This window comes from Halalkalibacter suaedae, from assembly GCF_017939705.1.
GTDB lineage: Bacteria > Bacillota > Bacilli > Bacillales > Bacillaceae_D > Halalkalibacter > Halalkalibacter suaedae.
The window spans coordinates 1-18,944 of record NZ_JAGKSQ010000009.1; the positions used below are offsets into that span (position 1 = coordinate 1).

The window sequence follows — 18,944 nt, forward strand, 5'->3', positions numbered from 1 at the left end:
AGGTCTGGTGTGGAAGCGTGGCGACACGTGGAGCTGACAGATACTAATCGGTCGAGGACTTATCCAATACAATTCTTGATTCTGTTTCTTGCGTATTATCTAGTTTTGAGAGAACTATTTCTTTCAATGTGAACTAAGATCCATTTGGATTCTGAGGTTCAATATAGTCTGGTGGCGATAGCGAAGAGGTCACACCCGTTCCCATGCCGAACACGGTCGTTAAGCTCTTCAGCGCCGATGGTAGTTGGGGGCTTCCCCCTGTGAGAGTAGGACGTTGCCGGGCAATTAAGCACAATCCATTTGGATTGTGCTTTTTTTATTTGTATAAAAGTGTGTAGGGTAGCTGTAAACTTTAGATGGAGTATACTTTCCTAAATGACTCTTTCTTTTTTACACAATTATATGGACTTAATCTAAAAAATTAAATTATGATCCAAATTAGCACTTTTATGAGCGGCATACCGGATAGGCAATCAGAAAGAGAATCTAAATTAACAAAAAACCAGTTATATACTTGTGGTCAGCTGAATTATGAGCACCAATTATCATATTTATGATCTTTAGCACTAAGTAAGCAGTCAAAATAGAATTTAAATTAACAAAAAACCAGATATATGATCGGGATCAGCTGAATTATGAACCGGATCCGATAAGTTATGAGCGTAAACTAGTACGTTATGAGCCAAATTAGAAGATTTATGATCCTAAGCACTAGGTAGGCAATTTAAATGAGAGAATCTAAATTAATAAAAAACCAATTATATGATCGGGATCAGCTGAATTATGATCCGGATCCGACAAGTTATGAGCGTAAACTAGTACGTTATGAGCCAAATTAGAAGATTTATGATCCTAAGCACTAGGTAGGCAATTTAAATGAGAGAATCTAAATTAATAAAAAACCTATTATATGATCGGGATCAGTTGAATTATTAGTCCAACCCGACAAGTTATGAGCATAAACTAATACCTTATGAGCCAAATTATCATATTTATGATCTTTAGCACTAAGTAAGCAGTCAAAAATAGGATATAAATTAACAAAGAACCAGATATATGATCGGGATCAGCTGAATTATGAACCGGATCCGACAAGTTATGAGCGTAAAGCAGTACGTTATGAGCCAAATTAGAAGATTTATGATCCTAAGCACTAAGTAAGCAGTCAAAAATAGAATCTAAATTAACAAAAAACCAGATATATGATCGGGATCAGCTGAATTATGATCCGGATCCGACAAGTTATGAGCGTAAACTAGTACGTTATGATCCAAACTAGCACTATTATGATCCTAAGTCACCGGCACCTGCTAACAAACCACCTCTCCAAAGATAAAAAAGGACAAGTAGCATAATCGCTACTTGTGTTTTTTTACCTCTGGAAATCCCCGTTTTTTCCACCAGTTTTTTTAATTAACATCGTTTCTTTAATAACCATACTCTTATCAACGGCTTTACACATATCATAGAAGGTTAGTGCAGCTGCGGATACTGCTGTGAGGGCTTCCATTTCAACTCCGGTGTTCCCTTTGCATGTTACGGAGGCTTCAATAACTAATTCATAATCATGGTCGAGTGTGACGTAATTAAATGAGAAATCGACTCCTTGTAGTTGAATGGGGTGACACATTGGAATAATGTCAGGTGTTTTTTTGGCAGCCATAATCCCAGCTATTTGAGCAACTTGAATGGGGTCTCCTTTTTTAATTTCTTGTTTCTGAATTGCTGTATATAAAGTAGGGCTCAGTTGAATTTTGGCTTGTGCGATGGCGGTTCGGGTTGTCTCATTTTTTTCAGAGATATCAACCATTTTTGGTCGACCTTCTTGATTGTAGTGTGTAAATTCACTCATTGTTCCAATCCTCTCGTTTGTTTATATTAACGAAATCCATCTGGTCGTTAGGGAATCTAATCTTTTGGATAGATACTCTATCAAGTAGTGGCATAAAGCTTCTTTTATTGGAATGTAAGAGCTCTTCAATTATAGGTAGACAGCTTCGATTATAAATACTATGAAGTGGCTGCACGTATTCGTCTGTAATTGGCATAATAATGTCAGGTTGATTCTTTTTTAGTACCTCAAGCATTGTATGAACAAACTCAACTGTAACATAGGGAATATCAGCGGCTAAGACAAAAAACCATTCGATGTCTTTTAATTGTTTCATTGCTTGAGATAGGGCGAAGAGCGGTCCATTATGTTCGTCATTTTCAAGTAGTAGAGATCCTACCTCTTGATCAAATTGAGAAGCAAGCTGTTGATTTGTTGAAATGAAAATAGCCTCAAGTCCAGCGTTTTTAAATGCATTGACACTGAATAGATAGAAGGGGATTCCTTGATGTAACTCAAACATCTTTGGCTTACCATACCGGGAAGATTTCCCCCCAGCTAAGACAATCCCAGCGATATTCATCGTTTGACAAGCTCTTCAACAAAATGTGTGATTGTTGGAAGGATCAGTTTTTCTAATGCCAGTGTAACGGCATTAGTAGAGCCGGGTAATGCATACACCGCGGTTTCGTTAATGCTTCCAGCGATGGCTCGACTGAACATCGCCTTTGCCCCTATTTCCTCATAGCTTAACACACGAAATAATTCTCCAAATCCGTCCATCTGTTTATGCAGCATCGTTGAAACAGCCTCATATGTAACATCGCGTGGTGAGAAGCCTGTTCCGCCATTTATAATAATCGCTTGTACATTTGTCTGTTCTATCCACTCGTGAATGGTTGTCTGAATAAGGGAAAGTTCGTCTAGAACGATGGCATATGCTTCTATTTGATGTTTCTTTGTTTCTAGTAATGCTTGAATTGCTTGCCCACTACGGTCCGTTTCTTCTGTTCTCGTATCAGACACAGTTAAAATACCTACACGCACTTGTTGTGATTCATCAATCTGATGCATGAAGTTCATCCCCTTTCCTCTTTATGTTAAAATGAGGTAATCCTAATTAAATCATAACATTAAGAAAAAACAAAATACATAGAAGACTTGAATGGAGTGGGTTTACTTGATTGAAAAACGGACACCTCTTCCTGTAGGGGAAGCAGTTAAAAGAGTAATGGACTATTCCATTACTAGTCAAAAAGAATATGTATCTATTGAAATGACAAATAATCGTTTTTTAGCAGAAGATCTAGTAGCTACCCATGATGTACCTTCATTTGATCGCTCTCCTTATGATGGATATGCGATTCGATCAGTGGATACGACCGGTGGGAGTTCATCTAATCCCATTACGTTACAGGTCGTTGGAGAGATCGGTGCAGGATTTGTTTTTAATGGAACGGTTGAACAAGGTCAGGTCGTGCGTATTATGACTGGAGCTCAAATTCCAAATGGCTGTGATGCTGTTGTCATGCTTGAAGTTGTTCGAGAACTTGGAAACGGAAATATTGAATTAAAACGCACCATTAAAAAGGGCGATAATATCTCCTATCAAGGTGAGGACACAAAAAAAGGGACTGTACTAGTTGAAAAGGGGACTAGAATTAATCCTGGAATCGTTGCTCTCCTTGCAACGTTTGGCTACAGCCAAGTGCCGGTAGCTGTGAAGCCAAAGATAGGAGTGATTGCAACAGGTACTGAATTACTTGATGTCGATCAAGATCTTGAACCAGGAAGGATTCGTAATAGCAACACGCATATGATTATGGCACAAATTGATCGTGCTGGAGGAGAACCTATTTATTTCGGAAAGTTAGCTGATGATTTTGATACGTGCTTTGGAGCAATAAGTGAGATTCTTTCAAAAGTTGATGTTTTAATCACGACTGGTGGAGTATCTGTTGGCGATTATGATTATATGCCTGCGATCTTAAAAAAACTAGGTTCAGATATACTCTTTAATAAGGTGGCAATGAGGCCAGGTAGTGTGACGACAGTAGCGACCTTAGGACAAGAAAAAATCATCTATGGCTTGTCAGGAAATCCCTCGGCTTGCTATGTTGGCTTTGAATTATTCGTTAGACCTGTATTGCAGCGTGCCATGTATAGCAAAAAGCCTCACCACAGTAAGACAAAGGCGATTTTAGCTGTTGATTTTCCAAAACCGAACCCATTTATGAGGCTAGTTCGATCTAAGCTTTCGAATGAAGGTAGTCGAATCCATGTTGCTCCTTCTGGTTTAGATAAGTCAGGTGTTGTTAGCTCGTTGTCTGGTGCTGATTGTCTGATGCTATTACCTGGTGGGACACGAGGATATGAAAAAGGAATGGAAATCGATGTGCTGTTACTTGAGGACCAGCAAGGAAGTGAGTGGCCTTGGAACAATATTGTCCCGTCATACAAATAGTTGGCTATCAAAATAGTGGGAAGACGACACTAGTTGAAAAGATTATTAAACGATTTACTAGTGAAAATTATCATGTAGCAACAATTAAGCATCATGGACATGGTGGGTCTTTAAAGAAAAGCGAGCCTCTCAAAGACAGTGAACGTCATCTCGAAGCTGGAGCGAGAATAACGACTGTTGAAGGTTCTGGTGAGCTACTTATGCATGTTAAGAAAGATCAATGGACATTAGATCGTTTAATCGATTTGCATCGTTTTTTTGATCCGGATTTGATTGTCGTTGAGGGGTATAAACAGGAGAATTATCCAAAGGTTGTACTACTTAGGGGAGAAGAGGATCTACCTCTAGTAGAAAGGATGAGTAATATACTCTGTATTATTTCATGGAACGACATTACCGTGAGTGAGAGTCAACCTATATTTCAAATCTCTGAGCAGGGCAGCTATTTAGAATATATTTTTCAGAAAATGAGGGTCAATTAATGGAGCATACATTATTTGAAATCAAACATGAACCACTTTTAGTAGAAGAGCTAGTAGAAAAGGTAACTCGTCGTGATTGTGGAGCGATTTCTACATTTATTGGTACTGTACGTGAGTTAACCCATGGAAAAAAAACATTAAAGCTAGAGTACCAAGCATATGAGCCGATGGCAGTGAAGATGCTGATTCACATTGGCCAGGAAGTACAAGAGAAATGGCCGCAATCCACCATTGCGATTTCTCATCGAGTCGGCATGCTACAAATTTCTGATATTGCTGTTATTATTGCGGTTTCAACCCCCCACCGAAAAGCAGCATATGAAGCAAATGAATATGCAATGGAACGAATCAAAGAAATCGTCCCAATCTGGAAAAAGGAATATTGGGAGGATGGAACAAAATGGATCGGCGATCAACTTGAGCAAAAAGAATATCCAAAGGGAAAACCTGACCTAGGAGAGATGAACAATGATTAAAATATTATTATTTGCACAACTCCAGGAAGAGTCCGGCCATGAGCAGATCGAATCAGACAAAAAAGAAATAAGTGTTGCAGATTTAATTGATTGGCTACATCAACACTACACATTACCATCATTGTCAAACGCAATGATCGCCATTAATGAAACATTTGCTACCGAGCAGGATATCGTTAAAGAAGGCGATACCATTGCCTTTATTCCTCCAGTGAGTGGCGGGTGAAGACCTAAAAGTTGGTTTTCTGTTTTTGTTTTAACTCTTAGGTAGGAAATCAGATTGTGAAGTGGCTGGGACAAACGTATTTGAACAAACTTAAAACCCGAACAGAGATAGATCGTGTGCGATACTGCTTTTTTGATCACGAAATCTTTCACTGTTAAGAGAAGAGAAGAGAAGAGAAATTCTATCTTCCCTTTAATCAAAGCGGACGGGATGGGAGGGCCGACTCCTGCAGGAAAGAAGGGCAGGTTGAAATCCACCGGCACAGCCGGTTAGTTCAACGCCCTCCTGCGGAAAGCGTGCCCCCCATCCCGGTAGCGTGTTCGAAGCGACTTTTTACGGCGACTCTGATAAATCATTAAAAAAAGTTATAGTTTATAGCTGCGTCCCATTCCTAATCAAAGGTTCTTCCATCGTTAACAAGGTAAACGATGCCTTCTCTCCTTTCAACTAGAAAAGTTAAATCATCCTCTGCTGTAAGCATACTGGCGAGAAGGTCTATCCCATAGCCGTTGTTCTCCGGATATCCATATATATAACAAACAACTTTTTCATCTTTCATAAAAACAATTTGGTACATGCCTTCACTAACGGTTTCACTAATAGTATCGTCCCATTCATAGCCAACCCTCTCATACACATCCTCAACTGGAGTGTAAGGGGTAAATGAATGGACGACATCCCACTCAAAGGGCGTTATGTCTAATAGATTTATTGTTTCGGTTGAGCCTTCGATTGATTGGACTTCATCTTTTAGTAGCCCTTCATTTTCATCCCACAAATCCTTAGGTGATAGACCTACTACAACAGCACCTAGGATCAAAGCGGTTATAGCAATAATGACGACATTTTTTTCTGAGATCATCAATGTTTCTCCTCAAGGTTTTCATTGGGTACCTTGCTATATCGTTACAATTGGGTTCCCTGTTAAGATTCTTTCACGTATCGATGAAAGGAGTTGCTCTTGTTTAGTGGTGAGTGAACTCATATCCAATTTCTTATGGAATACACCGTAGAGCTCGCAGTCTCTCAGCTTTAAAAATAGATTAATTTGTGAGTACATCTCTGATGAGACAGGACATTGTGTTTGGTACCCGTTAATAAAATCTTCGAGGAATTGCTTGGCGAAGCTTTCTTTGTCTTCCTCAGTATTAAATGTACTAGACCATAGTGTGTAGTAGAGAGGCATAGCAAGATCATGTGCGAAATGATGGTACGAGCAATCATCAAAGTCAAAAATGGAAAGTTGTTCGCCGTCATAAAAGAAATTTCCTGAATGAATGTCTGAATGGATTAGACCAAATCCCGTCTCCCTAGATAGTTGCTTAATCTCTTTTAAGACAGAATTGACTTTCTCGAGTAAAAGCATATCTTGAGGAATAAATGGAACAAATTGTTGTTGAAATTCATCAATTAATAAAGGTCTTTTCTGAATATGTTCAGGACATTGATACTCTTTGGTAAGCCGGTGGAGCAAACTAGTAGCCTCACCCCAATCATATGCAAGATTTTGATTGTAAGATTCGTTAGTAAGCTTAGTTACGGTACCGGATGCTTTTTTAAAGAGAGAGACATAGAAATAGGTTGAACCAGCTTGGACTTGCTCAATGTACTTATTGTTCTTAGATCGGTATGGAGGACAGACTGGAGCATTATGATTATGTAAATAGAGGAGCCAGTCAAGCTCGGACTCAATCTGCTCTTGTGATCGATGACTACTATGGGTTAAACGAAGAATCACAGGCTTCCCATCTTGTATTGCTTCAAATACATAATTTTCAAAAGACCCTACTTCTTTGAGGCTAGCAATTTCTAGAGAAAAATAACCAGCTGCCTCGTGCAAAATATCTTTACTAAATAAGGCTGAAACCGTTTCTTCCATATTACATTCTCCTTTTTTGTTTTCTAACTTATTCGACTAAAGGAACTAGAACCCTTTTTCCTTAAGATATTCAATAGAAGTTGCAAGATTCTCTACTATTACGATAAAATCAAACTATTCCTTCATTTTATTTCTTTACATAAAGGGATCTACGAATAGCATTAATCTTTAATATTTGTTGTTTTTTATTATAAAGGGGATGAATTCAGGTGAAAGAAACCAATTTTGATACGAAAACGGTCCATTTTCAAACGAAAGAGCCTTCGCGAAATCTAAGTAAAGCAAAACCAATTTATCAAACGTCAGCTTTTGTATTTACTGATCTTGATGATATGGAGAGCTTTTACGAAGGAAATAAGGAATATCTTTATTCAAGATATAGTAATCCAAACACAGATGACTTAGGTAAGGGAGTTGCTTTACTTGAGGATGCAGAGGACGGGGTTGCGACTTCATCAGGTATGTCAGCAATTCTAGCAGGTGTTCTCGCTGTTGCTAATCAAGGTGACCATGTCATCGCTTCAGATGATTTGTACGGAGGGACGTATCAACTGTTTGCAAGTGAATTAACATCATTTGGAATCGAAGTTGATTTCGTTTCTTTTGAACAAATTGAAACTGTTAGAAAGGCAATAAAGGAAAACACAGTATTGCTTTACACGGAATCTGTGACTAATCCACTACTTCGTGTAGAGAATTTAGAAGACGTCATTGCATTAGCAAAAGAAAAAAATATTAAATCAATGATTGATAATACCTTTGCTACTCCATATTTATTACAGCCACTAAAGCTCGGTGCCGATCTTGTTGTTCATAGTGCGACAAAATACATTGGTGGGCATAGTGATGTGACTGCTGGTGTATTAGTTGGCGGAGAATCGATCATTGCAAAAGCGAAATCAAAGGTCATTACACTTGGTTGTAATCTAAGTCCATTCGAGGCTTGGCTTGCATGCAGAGGTCTTAAAACGTTAAGTGTGCGTATGGATAGACAGTGCCGAAATGCTCAGGCATTAGCAGATGCTCTAGAAGCTCATGACGGGGTTGCACGTGTTCACTATCCTTCATTTGTATCAGAAAAAGGTAATGGAGCAATGGTTAGTATTGATTTAGCTGATAATGTAAATGTTGAGACCTTCTTTAAGTCATTGGGTTGGGTCAAGATTGCCCCAACATTAGCGGGTGTTGAAACAACAGTTTCTTATCCAATTAGAACCTCTCATCGTACGATTCCGGATGAACTCAGAAAGCAACTGGGCATTGGTGAGCAATTAATTCGTATCTCCATTGGAATTGAAGACGAAACTGATATCATCGCTGCATTCAAACAGGCTATTGAGGCTGGTAAGTAAAATGGTCAAAAGAGGCGGGGACAAAAGTAATTAAACTAAAAGAAAATCCAAACTATGATAGTTGGCGAATGTAAGCCGCTCCTGAAATATACTACGCTTTCCGCGGGAAGCCGGTGAGCCTCCTCGGCTACGCCTGTGGGGTCTCACCCTTGGCTTTTGCATCCCGCAGGAGTCTACGTATATTTCATCCGCTACACGATTGTATTATTCGGTATTTCAGTTAGACACCTTGGTTTTGTCCTAGCCTCTTTAATTAATGTATATAATTTTGAAGATCGACATATTCTATAGTTAGAAATAAATTTTCAATTATTACTTGCGTTGATTAAATTCATGTGGTATTATTGAAATTGTGTCACAGAGAAGTACAGTCTGGTGGCGATAGCGAAGAGGTCACACCCGTTCCCATGCCGAACACGGTCGTTAAGCTCTTCAGCGCCGATGGTAGTTGGGGGCTTCCCCCTGTGAGAGTAGGACGTTGCCGGTCTGTTTTTCTTTTAATGTTTTACAACGATTAAGTGTGGAGCAACAAGCATCACATCGTCGAAACAACTACGAGTAACATGGACACATGATTGCATCTTGAAATACTTGTAGAGGAGATGTCCAGCATCTTCGAAAACGCATCATCAATATCCTTCATAGCGACGCGGGGTGGAGCAGTCTGGTAGCTCGTCGGGCTCATAACCCGAAGGTCGGTGGTTCAAATCCGCCCCCCGCAATACCGAAAAAAACCGAAACGTAATTGTTTCGGTTTTTTTATGTTTTTAAAGGGGCACTAATTATTTTGAAGGTGATACTTTTTGCTTAATTTATTGGGCATTTTCTTTAAAATCGGCTAAACTAAGAAGAGATTCCTTAGGATAGTAAGATGAGATCACTGGAAGAGTCCTTTGGAGCAGATTCTAGGAAGCGGCAATTGCTTCGCGTGCTTCTTGTTTAGGCTAATGGAAATTGGAAACCATATCTTTTCAACAGCCTTTACTAAGATTTCCTAGAACTCCAAGTGCGGAAGGATGAATCAATTGAAAGATGAATTTGCTTTTATTTCAAATATAAGTCCTGAGAAAACCCATCAATCTTCTCTGTTAAAAGGGATTGGGGATGATGCTGCGGTTTATCGTGGTTCTAGTCAGTTTGATGAAGTAGTATGTGTGGACACAATGGTGGAGGGTATACATTTCCGAAAAGATACGTTAACTCCCCTTCAAATCGGTAAAAAAGGATTAGCTGTCAATGTGAGTGATCTAGCGGCAATGGGTGCAATCCCCCTTTTCTATCTAGTTTCCGTTGCGGTTTCTCCTTCCTGGAATGAGCAGGAGCTTCGTGAGATTTACGCTGGAATGGAAGATCTAGCAAAGGAGTATCAAATGGATTTGATCGGTGGTGACACCGTTTCTACTGGTGACGCATTAGTGTTAACTGTAACGGTGATTGGACGAGTGGAACAAGGCTGTGCTAGATATCGTCATACTGCTCAAGTAGGTGATACAGTATTTGTAACTGGAACGGTCGGGGGCTCTGCAGCTGGATTGGAGCTACTCCTGCAGCAAGGCTTAAACGGAGATTTCACGGGCGAAGAGCAGTCATTGCTTTTGGCTCACCAAGAGCCAATGCCACATGTCGTGGCTGGAAGGCTTCTCGCTAACTATTCTGCTCGTATTTCATTAAATGATATTAGCGACGGGCTGGCTAGTGAAGCCAACGAATTAGCTGAGGCGAGTGGTGTTCAACTAATGATTGAAAGTGATAAGATTCCTTTTCATCCGGCAATCGCTCAGATTCCTCACCAAAAACAGCTTGAGTATGCCTTATTTGGAGGAGAGGATTTTGCCTTAATTGGAACAGTCCCTAGTGAACAGAGCGATTCATTGGCGAAAATGTTCAGTGAGAAAGGTCTATTTTTTAAAGAGATTGGATCAGTACTAGAAGGACCAGTAGGCGTCTTTTTAAAAGATGAACATCAACAAAGGAAGCTTGAAAAACAAGGATATAATCATTTTCAAAAACGTGGGTGAAACAATGGAGTATTGGTCAGTAGATACAGAAGAAGTAGAAGAAACATTGAAAATTGCTGAGAAATTAGGGGCTCTTGTTAGAGCAGGTGATGTTATCACATTAGAAGGGGACCTAGGTGCAGGTAAGACAAGCTTCACTAAGGGGTTAGCTAAAGGCTTAGGGGTTCGGAGAGTGGTTAACAGCCCGACGTTTACCATTATCAAAGAGTATAAAGGGAGAATTCCCCTTTATCATATGGATGTATATCGATTAGAAAATGAAACAGAAGATTTAGGGTTAGAAGAGTACTTTTACGGAGAAGGTGTAACTGTGATTGAGTGGCCGAGTATGATTCTAGCACAGTTACCTGAAGATCGATTAAAGATATCGATTGTCCATCAAGGAGAGACTGCTCGAAAACTTACCTTTCAGCCGACAGGTGAACGGTCTTTTAGTTTAAGTAAGGAGCTACAAGCATGACAAAAATACTAGCTATTGATACATCGTCATTTGTGATGGGGATTGCTGTCACTGAGGATGGCCGCACATTAGGCGAAGTCGTTACAAATATTAAAAAGAACCATTCCTTGCGTCTGATGCCAGCGATTGACTCCTTAATGAAAGAGGTTAATGTTAGACCGAAGGAACTAGATCGAATTGTTGTGGCTAATGGGCCAGGTTCCTATACTGGCGTTAGAATTGGGGTAACAACAGCAAAGACACTTGCATGGTCGTTAAATATTCCGGTTGTTGGTGTGTCTAGTTTAGCAGTTATGGCACAAGCCGGCCGCTTTTTTAATGGGGTCATCACACCAATTATGGATGCGAGAAGAGGTCAAGTGTATACAGGTCTGTATAAGGCGGCGGATGAAGGCAAGGTCGAAAGTGTTGTGAATGATCAATTGCTTCAATTGACAGATTGGCTTGACTTATTAGGTGAACGACAAGAGCCGGTTCTGTTTGTTGGACAAGATTGCGAATTACATAGAGAAGTTATTACCGAAAGGCTTGGAACGCAGGTCATGTTTGCACCAGGAACAATGATGTTGCCAAGACCATCAGAACTAGCAAACCTTGGGGCTACAATGTTAACGGATTCAGATACTCATCTGTTTGTTCCGGAGTACCTACAGCTTGCCGAGGCTGAAGCGAAATGGAAAGAAGCACAAAAGGAAAAGAGCGAGAACGATGATTGATCAAGAGAAATATACATTCAGGTTTATGCTCCCAGATGATATTGAGCAAGTGATGCAAGTTGAAAGAGATGCCTTTACAACACCGTGGGATCCTTCGATCTTCATGAATGAGCTAACGTCCAATCAATTTGCTCACTATATCGTCTATGAAGAAAATGATCTTATTTTTGGATACTGTGGTATGTGGGTCGTTATGGATGAAGCTCAGATTACGAATATTGGTGTTCATTCTAGCCATCGAGGCCAAGGTCATGGTGAGAATCTGCTGCGTTATGTGCTTGCCTTTTTAAAGCAATTAGGGGTGCTTAAAGTATCGCTCGAGGTAAGAGTGTCAAATGAACCAGCAAAAAACCTCTATCAAAAGGTTGGCTTCCAGGTTGGAGGAGTTAGAAAAAACTATTATGCGGATAACCAAGAAGACGCATTAGTCATGTGGGTGATTTTAAATGAAGCAGAGTGAACTAATTTTAGCAATTGAGACAAGCTGTGATGAGACGTCTGCAGCTGTCATTGAAGATGGGAAACGAATCCTTAGTAATGTTGTCTCATCTCAAATTGAAAGCCATAAACGATTTGGCGGAGTTGTGCCTGAAATTGCCTCTCGTCATCATGTTGAGCAAATTACAGTTATTGTAGAGGAAGCGATTAAAAAGGCAGGTGTGGACTTTGAAGACCTTGATGCCGTTGCTGTTACTGAAGGGCCAGGGCTTGTTGGTGCACTTTTAATCGGTGTTAATGCAGCGAAAGCAATCGCGTATGCTCATGATTTGCCTTTAATCGGTGTTCATCATATTGCTGGGCATATTTATGCCAACCAACTGATCGTTGATTCCTTAACCTTTCCTTTATTAGCATTGGTCGTTTCAGGGGGGCATACTGAATTAATTTATATGAAAGAACATGGTTCCTTTGAAATCATTGGAGAAACGCGTGATGATGCGGTTGGGGAAGCATACGACAAGGTAGCTCGTACAATCGGTTTGCCGTATCCTGGTGGTCCACATATCGATCGCCTAGCAGCTGAGGGTACAGATGTATTGAAATTACCGCGAGCATGGCTAGAAGCCGACTCTTATGATTTTAGCTTCAGTGGATTGAAGTCAGCAGTGATCAACACGTTACATAATTATAAGCAGCGTGGGGAAGAAATCAAGGTAGAGGATTTGGCTGCGAGCTTTCAAGCGAGTGTAATTGAAGTTCTTGTCGGGAAAACGAAAAGAGCAGTCGAACAATATAATATTAATCAGGTGCTTGTTGCTGGTGGAGTTGCGGCCAATAAAGGACTTAGAAATGCGTTAGAAGCAGAATATGCTGATTCCAACGTTAATCTGATCATCCCTCCTCTAAATTTATGCACAGATAATGCAGCAATGATCGGAGCAGCTGCAAGTATTAAGCTGAAGAAGAAAGAATTTGTAGGCTATGATTTGAATGGAAATCCAGGAATTGATCTCGAACAATGGTAAAAATAAGACTAAAAACACTTGTTGTTGTTAATACTACAAACAAGTGTTTTTATTTTGACTTGTTAACAGTTTTTGTCCACATATCTGTGAACAATGTGGATATATTGAAAAAAGCCTATATTCTCAAGAGTTAGCTATGTTATTAACTTTTTGTGGATAAACCTGTGGGTAATGTGTATAACTTTAAAAAAACTGATAGAAACAAGTATTAATATGTGTATAACAATGTGGATATTGTGGATATGTCGAAAAATTTGCACAAAGGTTGATTTGTATGTGGAAGAAAGTCATTTGCATAGTAGTCGTTTTTCTATTTTTATACCCAACTATTCAAGGATATACACATAATTCAGGTGATAAAAAAGATATTGCTGTTATTATCGTACCGGGTTTGTCATTTAATGAGGTTCCTATGTTGTTAAACAGCGATGCATATCATCAATTATGGCAAGATTCAGCATTTGGAGCGATGAATGTCCGACCAGATGGACCGTACTCCTATTTAAATAATATGGTGACCTTAAGCTCAGGCTCTAAAGCAGTTGGGGTTCAGGGTTGGAACAGCTTTGAACGAGGGGAAAAGGTAAATGAACAAAATGTAGAGAACTGGATGCTTCAGACAACTGGAAAAGTACCAGAGACTGGGTTACTTCATCCAGAATTTCATCGTTTAATTGAAAAAAACAAAGAAACAACACATCTCGCACCAGTCGGTAAGTTCGGTGAATTACTAGAGGAAGCAGAGGTTATCCGGAGAGCATTAGGCCATAGTGATACGACTGAGGAACAGATGCGATACGGTTCACTACTGACAATCAATCATGAGGGAAAGAGTGAGGGGACGATTCAGCAGGCGACTAAGAGTAGCCGTGATTCAGCATATGGGGTCGAAATGGATACGGAGTTCCTTATTCACAACTTATCAACAACTGTAGATGATTCGCATTTTACTGTGATTGAGTGGGGAGACTTTTATCGTCTATATGAGCAGAAGCCTCATATGGTAGATGAACAATTTGAAAGACAACTCGAAAAACAAATCATTCGATTAAGTCAGTTTGTTGCGTCTGTTCGAGAAGAAGTAGGAACAGTATGGTTACTCTCGCCAATCATGCATAAAGAGGCATATGAGCAAAGGCAGCAGCTAGCACCTGTCTTTTACTGGGAGGAAGGATTCACTGGGGGCTATTTAACCTCTGAAACAACAAGACAGGACTATTTAGTCAGTAGTCTAGATTTCATACCAACCATTTTACAATCTTATCACATACCAATTGATAAAAACTGGGCTGGAAAGCCAATGGTACGATCAGATCCAGGATCAACAGACAAAGCCGCTGTATTAGATGAAGTTAATGAAATGGTCTTGATTTTTAAAAGCAGGGCAGGAGTTCTTTCTACATATATAACTAGCTTAGTTGTAGCACTTGTCGGTGCTGCGATATTTGGTTGGCTTGGTGTCAAACGTAGAGAAACATGGAGACGTATTAACAGGGTTATTCTCTTATCGGCATTAATGTCTCCTTTTTGGTTTTTAGCGTTGTCACAGGCGGTGGCATATTTAGGGATAACGGGATTTGTGATTACCTTCATTACGACTTCCTTTGTCTCGGGGTTTATTATTGAAAGAGCAACGAAGAGTCCCGTTATCATTGTTGGTTGGTTAACCTTTCTGTTAATTACGATCGATATCATCTATGGTTCACCACTTATGCAACGTTCTTTTTTAGGCTATGACCCAATTATCGGAGCAAGATATTATGGAATCGGTAATGAATATGTTGGTGTCTATTTAGTTGCGGCTTTTATCATGCTAACCCCTTTTTTGAAACAAACAAGAAACAAAGTTGTCGCTACTATTGTTATTGCAGGGATGGGTCTGTTGCTTTTAGTTATGCTAGGAAAAAGCACCTTGGGAACGAATGCTGGTGCTACATTATCTGCAGGGATTGCAATTTGCTTTTTGCTAATTAGGCTCTATCAGCTTAAGTTCACATGGAAAATGATCGTTTTGGTTATTGGGGCAGGAGTAAGTATGCTGAGTGTTCTATTCCTTCTACAAATGACTGGTGAAAAAACTCATATCGGTGCAGCGTTTGATCGATTATTGGCAGGAGACTTTGTCTATATTTCCAATATCATTGAAAGAAAAATGGCAATGAATATGAAGATTTTCCGTCATTCCAATTGGACACAGCTCTTCGTTACTAGTTATCTTCTTGTCTCGATTATATTGTGGAGAAGGAGATTGCATCTCAAAGATACTGAGAAACAGCTCTTTTTGCAAACGGGAGTGGTCGCTTCCTTTGCTCTTCTTGTTTTAAATGACTCTGGTGTTGTTGCTGGTGCAACATCGATGTTCTGTGTAGTATCGACCCACTACTACTGGCTATCGTTAAAGAAAGAAGGCCACTGAAAAAGGTGTGATTTTCACCTTTCTTCAGTGGCCTTAAGCAATGAGCGAAACCGTTGCATTGTCTTAAGCCATGCTATGAGTGGGTTTCTCATAGCAGGCGTGCAACGAGTGGAGCCATTGCTACTTCCTCGAACTGCTAAAAAGAACTTTTTCAGTTACATCAACAGATTAAGCTTCCTGTAGCTGTTCCCATTCGTCCATTAATTCCTCGATCTTTTGATTCGCTTCGTCTATCTGCAATTGAAGCTGCTGTGCTTTTTCATGATCGGTGAAAATCTCTGGATCGCAGAGGGCTTGTTCGTTATCTGCTAATGTTTTCTCGAAGCCTTCAATGAGTGACTCGATTTCTTCAATTCGACGGAGACGTTGTCTTTCTAGCTTCTTCTGTTCCTTGTCTTGAACAAATGATTGTTTGTCATTTTGATTGCTAGAAGGAGCCTGGGTCGCTTTATTTTCCTCTTGTTGTTTTAGTAAAGCTCTCTGTTTTGTTTCTTCCTTTTTTTCAACGTAATAATCGTAGTCGCCGAGATAATTGGTAATCTGTCCGTCGACCAATTCGGCCATTCTAGTTGCGAGACGATTTAAGAAATAGCGATCATGCGACACGAAAAGCAATGTTCCAGGATAATCAATTAATGCATTCTCTAGTATTTCTTTCGCATCTAAATCAAGATGGTTTGTTGGTTCATCGAGGATGAGCAAATTAGCCTTTTGCATCATCAGCTTAGCGAGAGCGAGACGTGCCTTTTCGCCACCACTAAGGGCAGAAACAGGCTTCAATACATCATCACCACTGAATAAGAAATTACCTAAAATCGTTCGGATTTCTTTTTCTGGCAGCAGGTGATGTTCATCCCATAGCTCATCCAACACCAATTTATTGGACTTTAAGTTAGCTTGTTCTTGGTCATAGTAACCGATTGTGACATTACTACCAAGTCGAATGAGGCCATTTTCCTTTGGCAATTTATTAATAATAGCTTTCAGTAGAGTCGATTTTCCAGCACCGTTTGGACCGATCAAAGCAACACTCTCGCCGCGATCAATAGCTAGATTAAGATCCTTGAAAATTGTACTCTCGCCATAGGCGACATGTAAGTTTTCAATACGAAGCACTTCATTCCCGCTTTGGCGTGAGATATCAAAGGAGAAGGAGGCTGACTTTTCCGATCCTGCAGGTCGATCAAGCTTTGTCATACGGTCTAATTGCTTCCGCCGGCTCTGGGCCCGCTTAGTCGTCGAGGCACGGGCAATGTTTTTCTGAATGAAGTCCTCTAGCTTCGCGACTTCATCCTGCTGTTTCTCGAATTGCTTCAACTCTATTTCGTAGCGTTTGGCTTTTTCCTCTAAATAAGCACTGTAGTTACCTGTGAACTTAGTTGATTTCGTGCGTGAGATCTCTACAACCTCAGTGACGATCCGGTCGAGGAAGTAGCGGTCATGCGAGACAATGAGGATGGCCCCTTTGTAGGCTGATAGATATTGCTCAAGCCATGTTAGAGTGTCAATATCAAGATGGTTTGTTGGTTCATCCAAAATAAGCAAATCTGGTTTGGTTAATAATAGCTTAGCAAGAGCTAATCTTGTCTTCTGACCACCAGACAATGTGCTGATTTTAGTAGAATAATCAAAGTCTGCAAAATTCATTCCAGCTAACACGCCACGGATGTCCGCTTCATATTGAAATCCGCCTAGATCTTTAAACGATAATTGCTTTTCATCATATTCCTTTAATAGTTTCTCGTAACGGGTAGCATTCGCTAATAGGTCTGGATCTGACATTTGTTGCTCCATATGGCGAATATGCTTTTCCATTTTTCTTAATGGTTCAAAGACGGTTAACATTTCGTCCCAAATGGATAGACTAGATTCTAGACCAGTATCCTGAGCAAGATAACCAATCTCAACCCCTTTGGGCTTCATGACTTCGCCGCTGTCAAAAGAAATTTGTCCTGCAATGATTTTAAGAAGAGTTGACTTTCCAGCTCCGTTTCGACCGACAAGAGCCATACGTTCACCTGTTTGAATATCTAGCTTAATATTTGATAATATCGGCTCAACACCGAATGATTTAGTTATATTGATACATTGTAAAACGATCATGGGAATCTTCCTCACTCATCCTAGTATGAATCCTCTAAGTACTATATGTTAGTTGATTTTCTCTATTTAGTTTATCGTACATTTAATCTTTCAACAACTTATTGAACAACGAGAGAAAACGATGACATTTTTTTGTGAAATAGTGTACAATAGCGATACAGTAAAATGTGTTTAGGTTACTTACTTCGATGGAAGGGAGGCATCCTATGAAAATGGAACAAACGAAAATTCCTCAGGCAACAGCAAAGCGTCTCCCGCTGTATTATCGATTTCTGGAGAACCTTCAAGCCTCAGGGAAACAACGTGTATCATCGACAGAATTGAGTGAGGCTGTTAAAGTAGATTCAGCAACGATTCGTCGTGATTTTTCATATTTTGGAGCATTAGGGAAAAAGGGATACGGTTACAATGTGAACTATCTTCTTTCTTTTTTTCGTAAGACGCTTGATCAAGATGAGTTAACAAAAGTAATGTTAGTCGGTGTCGGTAATTTAGGGACAGCCTTACTTCATTATAATTTTTCGAAAAATAATAATACAAGAATTGTTATGGCCTTTGACGTCGATGAGAATAAAGTCGGTGCTGAGGTTGGCGGGGTCAAAATCCATCACCTTAAGGATTTAACAAAGGTGACCGATCTTAGTGAAGTATCTGTTGCTATTTTGACTGTGCCAGCCGTAGCTGCTCAAAAGATTGCTGATCAACTCGTTGAAGCGGGAATTGAGGGAATCTTAAATTTTACTCCTGCAAGACTTGATGTACCTGATTCAGTTAGAGTTCATCATATCGATCTTTCGGTAGAGTTACAGGCTTTAGTTTATTTTTTAAAACATTATCCAGTATAATACTAGGACAAGGAGGTGCGACCCATGGGACTTGGTGGAGGAAGCATCGCAATTATTGCATTAGTTGCATTATTAATTTTTGGTCCAAAGAAGCTGCCAGAGCTTGGTAAGGCTGCGGGAAATACATTACGTGAATTCAAAAACGCAACAAAAGGCTTAGCAGATGATGATGATAAGAAAAAAGACAATGACAAAGCCTAAGTAGGAAGG

General features: G+C 39.9%; 19 protein-coding genes, 1 tRNA gene and 2 rRNA genes. 16 read left to right on the plus strand and 6 right to left on the minus strand.

Translation table 11 applies throughout. The annotated features are described in order from the left end of the window. The first annotated feature begins 167 nt into the window (after window positions 1–167). Window positions 168–283, plus strand: a 5S ribosomal RNA gene (rrf, locus tag J7W16_RS17790). A 1,089-nt stretch (window positions 284–1,372) separates the two neighbouring features. Here rrf (J7W16_RS17790) and moaC read toward each other — a convergent pair. Genes moaC through J7W16_RS17805 form a run of 3 tightly spaced genes read right to left on the minus strand, consistent with a single transcriptional unit; the run spans window position 1,373 to window position 2,905 of the window. After that, window positions 1,373–1,852: a cyclic pyranopterin monophosphate synthase MoaC gene (gene moaC / locus J7W16_RS17795; RefSeq protein ID WP_210598838.1), complete on the minus strand. Its 480-nt coding sequence runs from the start codon at window positions 1,850–1,852 to the stop codon at window positions 1,373–1,375. Continuing rightward, window positions 1,845–2,414, minus strand: coding sequence for a molybdenum cofactor guanylyltransferase (locus J7W16_RS17800; protein WP_210598839.1), 570 nt, complete (start codon window positions 2,412–2,414; stop codon window positions 1,845–1,847). The genes moaC and J7W16_RS17800 overlap by 8 nt, the downstream gene beginning before the upstream one ends. Then, entirely contained in the window at window positions 2,411–2,905 is a 495-nt protein-coding gene (locus J7W16_RS17805; RefSeq protein WP_210598929.1) for a MogA/MoaB family molybdenum cofactor biosynthesis protein, read from the minus strand. Before J7W16_RS17805 ends, J7W16_RS17800 begins: the two co-directional genes overlap by 4 nt. Before the next feature lie 106 nt (window positions 2,906–3,011). On the opposite strand from J7W16_RS17805, the gene J7W16_RS17810 reads away from it, so the two are divergent. From J7W16_RS17810 to moaD, 4 genes are read left to right on the plus strand one after another with little or no spacing between them, the layout of a single operon-like run. Beyond that, entirely contained in the window at window positions 3,012–4,295 is a 1,284-nt protein-coding gene (locus J7W16_RS17810) for a molybdopterin molybdotransferase MoeA (RefSeq protein WP_210598840.1), read from the plus strand. Continuing rightward, the gene (gene mobB, locus J7W16_RS17815; protein ID WP_210598841.1) at window positions 4,259–4,777 is read left to right on the plus strand and encodes a molybdopterin-guanine dinucleotide biosynthesis protein B; all 519 of its coding nucleotides are present in this window, start codon (window positions 4,259–4,261) and stop codon (window positions 4,775–4,777) included. Before J7W16_RS17810 ends, mobB begins: the two co-directional genes overlap by 37 nt. Then, window positions 4,777–5,253 carry a molybdenum cofactor biosynthesis protein MoaE gene (locus tag J7W16_RS17820; RefSeq protein ID WP_210598842.1) on the plus strand — a complete coding sequence of 159 codons (477 nt, stop codon included), beginning with the start codon at window positions 4,777–4,779 and terminating at the stop codon, window positions 5,251–5,253. Before mobB ends, J7W16_RS17820 begins: the two co-directional genes overlap by 1 nt. After that, window positions 5,246–5,479 carry a molybdopterin converting factor subunit 1 gene (gene moaD, locus J7W16_RS17825; protein WP_210598843.1) on the plus strand — a complete coding sequence of 78 codons (234 nt, stop codon included), beginning with the start codon at window positions 5,246–5,248 and terminating at the stop codon, window positions 5,477–5,479. The genes J7W16_RS17820 and moaD overlap by 8 nt, the downstream gene beginning before the upstream one ends. 391 nt (window positions 5,480–5,870) lie before the next feature. Here the strand turns inward: moaD and J7W16_RS17830 are convergent, their stop codons facing one another. Both J7W16_RS17830 and J7W16_RS17835 read right to left on the minus strand, forming a co-directional pair. Continuing rightward, window positions 5,871–6,341, minus strand: coding sequence for a hypothetical protein (locus J7W16_RS17830; protein ID WP_210598844.1), 471 nt, complete (start codon window positions 6,339–6,341; stop codon window positions 5,871–5,873). Window positions 6,342–6,377: 36 nt separating this feature from the next. Continuing rightward, window positions 6,378–7,358 carry a phosphotransferase enzyme family protein gene (locus J7W16_RS17835; RefSeq protein ID WP_210598845.1) on the minus strand — a complete coding sequence of 327 codons (981 nt, stop codon included), beginning with the start codon at window positions 7,356–7,358 and terminating at the stop codon, window positions 6,378–6,380. A gap of 209 nt (window positions 7,359–7,567) precedes the next feature. Between J7W16_RS17835 and J7W16_RS17840 the strand changes: the two genes are divergently transcribed. The 9 genes from J7W16_RS17840 to J7W16_RS17880 all read left to right on the plus strand — a co-directional run bounded on the left by J7W16_RS17840 (window position 7,568) and on the right by J7W16_RS17880 (window position 15,786). Continuing rightward, on the plus strand, window positions 7,568–8,710 hold the full coding sequence (locus J7W16_RS17840) for a trans-sulfuration enzyme family protein (protein WP_210598846.1): 1,143 nt from the start codon (window positions 7,568–7,570) through the stop codon (window positions 8,708–8,710). Window positions 8,711–9,081: 371 nt separating this feature from the next. After that, window positions 9,082–9,197 (plus strand): 5S ribosomal RNA (rrf, locus tag J7W16_RS17845). A gap of 161 nt (window positions 9,198–9,358) precedes the next feature. Then, window positions 9,359–9,432, plus strand: a tRNA-Met gene (locus tag J7W16_RS17850). A 303-nt stretch (window positions 9,433–9,735) separates the two neighbouring features. Continuing rightward, on the plus strand, window positions 9,736–10,728 hold the full coding sequence (gene thiL, locus J7W16_RS17855) for a thiamine-phosphate kinase (protein WP_210598847.1): 993 nt from the start codon (window positions 9,736–9,738) through the stop codon (window positions 10,726–10,728). A gap of 4 nt (window positions 10,729–10,732) precedes the next feature. After that, window positions 10,733–11,188 (plus strand): tRNA (adenosine(37)-N6)-threonylcarbamoyltransferase complex ATPase subunit type 1 TsaE, encoded by a 456-nt coding sequence (gene tsaE, locus J7W16_RS17860; protein ID WP_210598848.1) that lies wholly within the window; start codon window positions 10,733–10,735, stop codon window positions 11,186–11,188. Next, window positions 11,185–11,904, plus strand: coding sequence for a tRNA (adenosine(37)-N6)-threonylcarbamoyltransferase complex dimerization subunit type 1 TsaB (gene tsaB, locus J7W16_RS17865; protein WP_210598849.1), 720 nt, complete (start codon window positions 11,185–11,187; stop codon window positions 11,902–11,904). The genes tsaE and tsaB overlap by 4 nt, the downstream gene beginning before the upstream one ends. Further along, window positions 11,897–12,364: a ribosomal protein S18-alanine N-acetyltransferase gene (gene rimI / locus J7W16_RS17870; protein WP_210598850.1), complete on the plus strand. Its 468-nt coding sequence runs from the start codon at window positions 11,897–11,899 to the stop codon at window positions 12,362–12,364. The genes tsaB and rimI overlap by 8 nt, the downstream gene beginning before the upstream one ends. Next, window positions 12,351–13,370: a tRNA (adenosine(37)-N6)-threonylcarbamoyltransferase complex transferase subunit TsaD gene (gene tsaD / locus J7W16_RS17875; protein ID WP_210598851.1), complete on the plus strand. Its 1,020-nt coding sequence runs from the start codon at window positions 12,351–12,353 to the stop codon at window positions 13,368–13,370. The genes rimI and tsaD overlap by 14 nt, the downstream gene beginning before the upstream one ends. A gap of 274 nt (window positions 13,371–13,644) precedes the next feature. Beyond that, window positions 13,645–15,786, plus strand: coding sequence for a hypothetical protein (locus tag J7W16_RS17880; protein WP_210598852.1), 2,142 nt, complete (start codon window positions 13,645–13,647; stop codon window positions 15,784–15,786). Window positions 15,787–15,954: 168 nt separating this feature from the next. Here J7W16_RS17880 and J7W16_RS17885 read toward each other — a convergent pair whose 3' ends face one another. Next, window positions 15,955–17,889 carry an ABC transporter ATP-binding protein gene (locus tag J7W16_RS17885; RefSeq protein WP_210598853.1) on the minus strand — a complete coding sequence of 645 codons (1,935 nt, stop codon included), beginning with the start codon at window positions 17,887–17,889 and terminating at the stop codon, window positions 15,955–15,957. A gap of 206 nt (window positions 17,890–18,095) precedes the next feature. On the opposite strand from J7W16_RS17885, the gene J7W16_RS17890 reads away from it, so the two are divergent. Beyond that, window positions 18,096–18,734, plus strand: a complete 639-nt coding sequence (locus J7W16_RS17890; protein ID WP_210598854.1) for a redox-sensing transcriptional repressor Rex — start codon at window positions 18,096–18,098, stop codon at window positions 18,732–18,734. Between the two features lie 24 nt (window positions 18,735–18,758). After that, a complete protein-coding gene (locus tag J7W16_RS17895; RefSeq protein ID WP_210598855.1) occupies window positions 18,759–18,935 on the plus strand; it encodes a twin-arginine translocase TatA/TatE family subunit in 177 nt (58 codons plus the stop codon). Window positions 18,936–18,944: the final 9 nt, after the last annotated feature.

Coding starts and splice junctions, on each gene's coding strand:
- moaC (WP_210598838.1), bottom strand. CDS start 1,852: ATGAGTGAATTTACACACTACAATCAAGAAGGTCGACCAAAAATGGTT.
- J7W16_RS17800 (WP_210598839.1), bottom strand. CDS start 2,414: ATGAATATCGCTGGGATTGTCTTAGCTGGGGGGAAATCTTCCCGGTAT.
- J7W16_RS17805 (WP_210598929.1), bottom strand. CDS start 2,905: ATGCATCAGATTGATGAATCACAACAAGTGCGTGTAGGTATTTTAACT.
- J7W16_RS17820 (WP_210598842.1), top strand. CDS start 4,777: ATGGAGCATACATTATTTGAAATCAAACATGAACCACTTTTAGTAGAA.
- moaD (WP_210598843.1), top strand. CDS start 5,246: ATGATTAAAATATTATTATTTGCACAACTCCAGGAAGAGTCCGGCCAT.
- J7W16_RS17830 (WP_210598844.1), bottom strand. CDS start 6,341: ATGATCTCAGAAAAAAATGTCGTCATTATTGCTATAACCGCTTTGATC.
- J7W16_RS17835 (WP_210598845.1), bottom strand. CDS start 7,358: ATGGAAGAAACGGTTTCAGCCTTATTTAGTAAAGATATTTTGCACGAG.
- tsaE (WP_210598848.1), top strand. CDS start 10,733: ATGGAGTATTGGTCAGTAGATACAGAAGAAGTAGAAGAAACATTGAAA.
- tsaB (WP_210598849.1), top strand. CDS start 11,185: ATGACAAAAATACTAGCTATTGATACATCGTCATTTGTGATGGGGATT.
- rimI (WP_210598850.1), top strand. CDS start 11,897: ATGATTGATCAAGAGAAATATACATTCAGGTTTATGCTCCCAGATGAT.
- tsaD (WP_210598851.1), top strand. CDS start 12,351: ATGAAGCAGAGTGAACTAATTTTAGCAATTGAGACAAGCTGTGATGAG.
- J7W16_RS17880 (WP_210598852.1), top strand. CDS start 13,645: ATGTGGAAGAAAGTCATTTGCATAGTAGTCGTTTTTCTATTTTTATAC.
- J7W16_RS17885 (WP_210598853.1), bottom strand. CDS start 17,889: ATGATCGTTTTACAATGTATCAATATAACTAAATCATTCGGTGTTGAG.
- J7W16_RS17890 (WP_210598854.1), top strand. CDS start 18,096: ATGAAAATGGAACAAACGAAAATTCCTCAGGCAACAGCAAAGCGTCTC.
- J7W16_RS17895 (WP_210598855.1), top strand. CDS start 18,759: ATGGGACTTGGTGGAGGAAGCATCGCAATTATTGCATTAGTTGCATTA.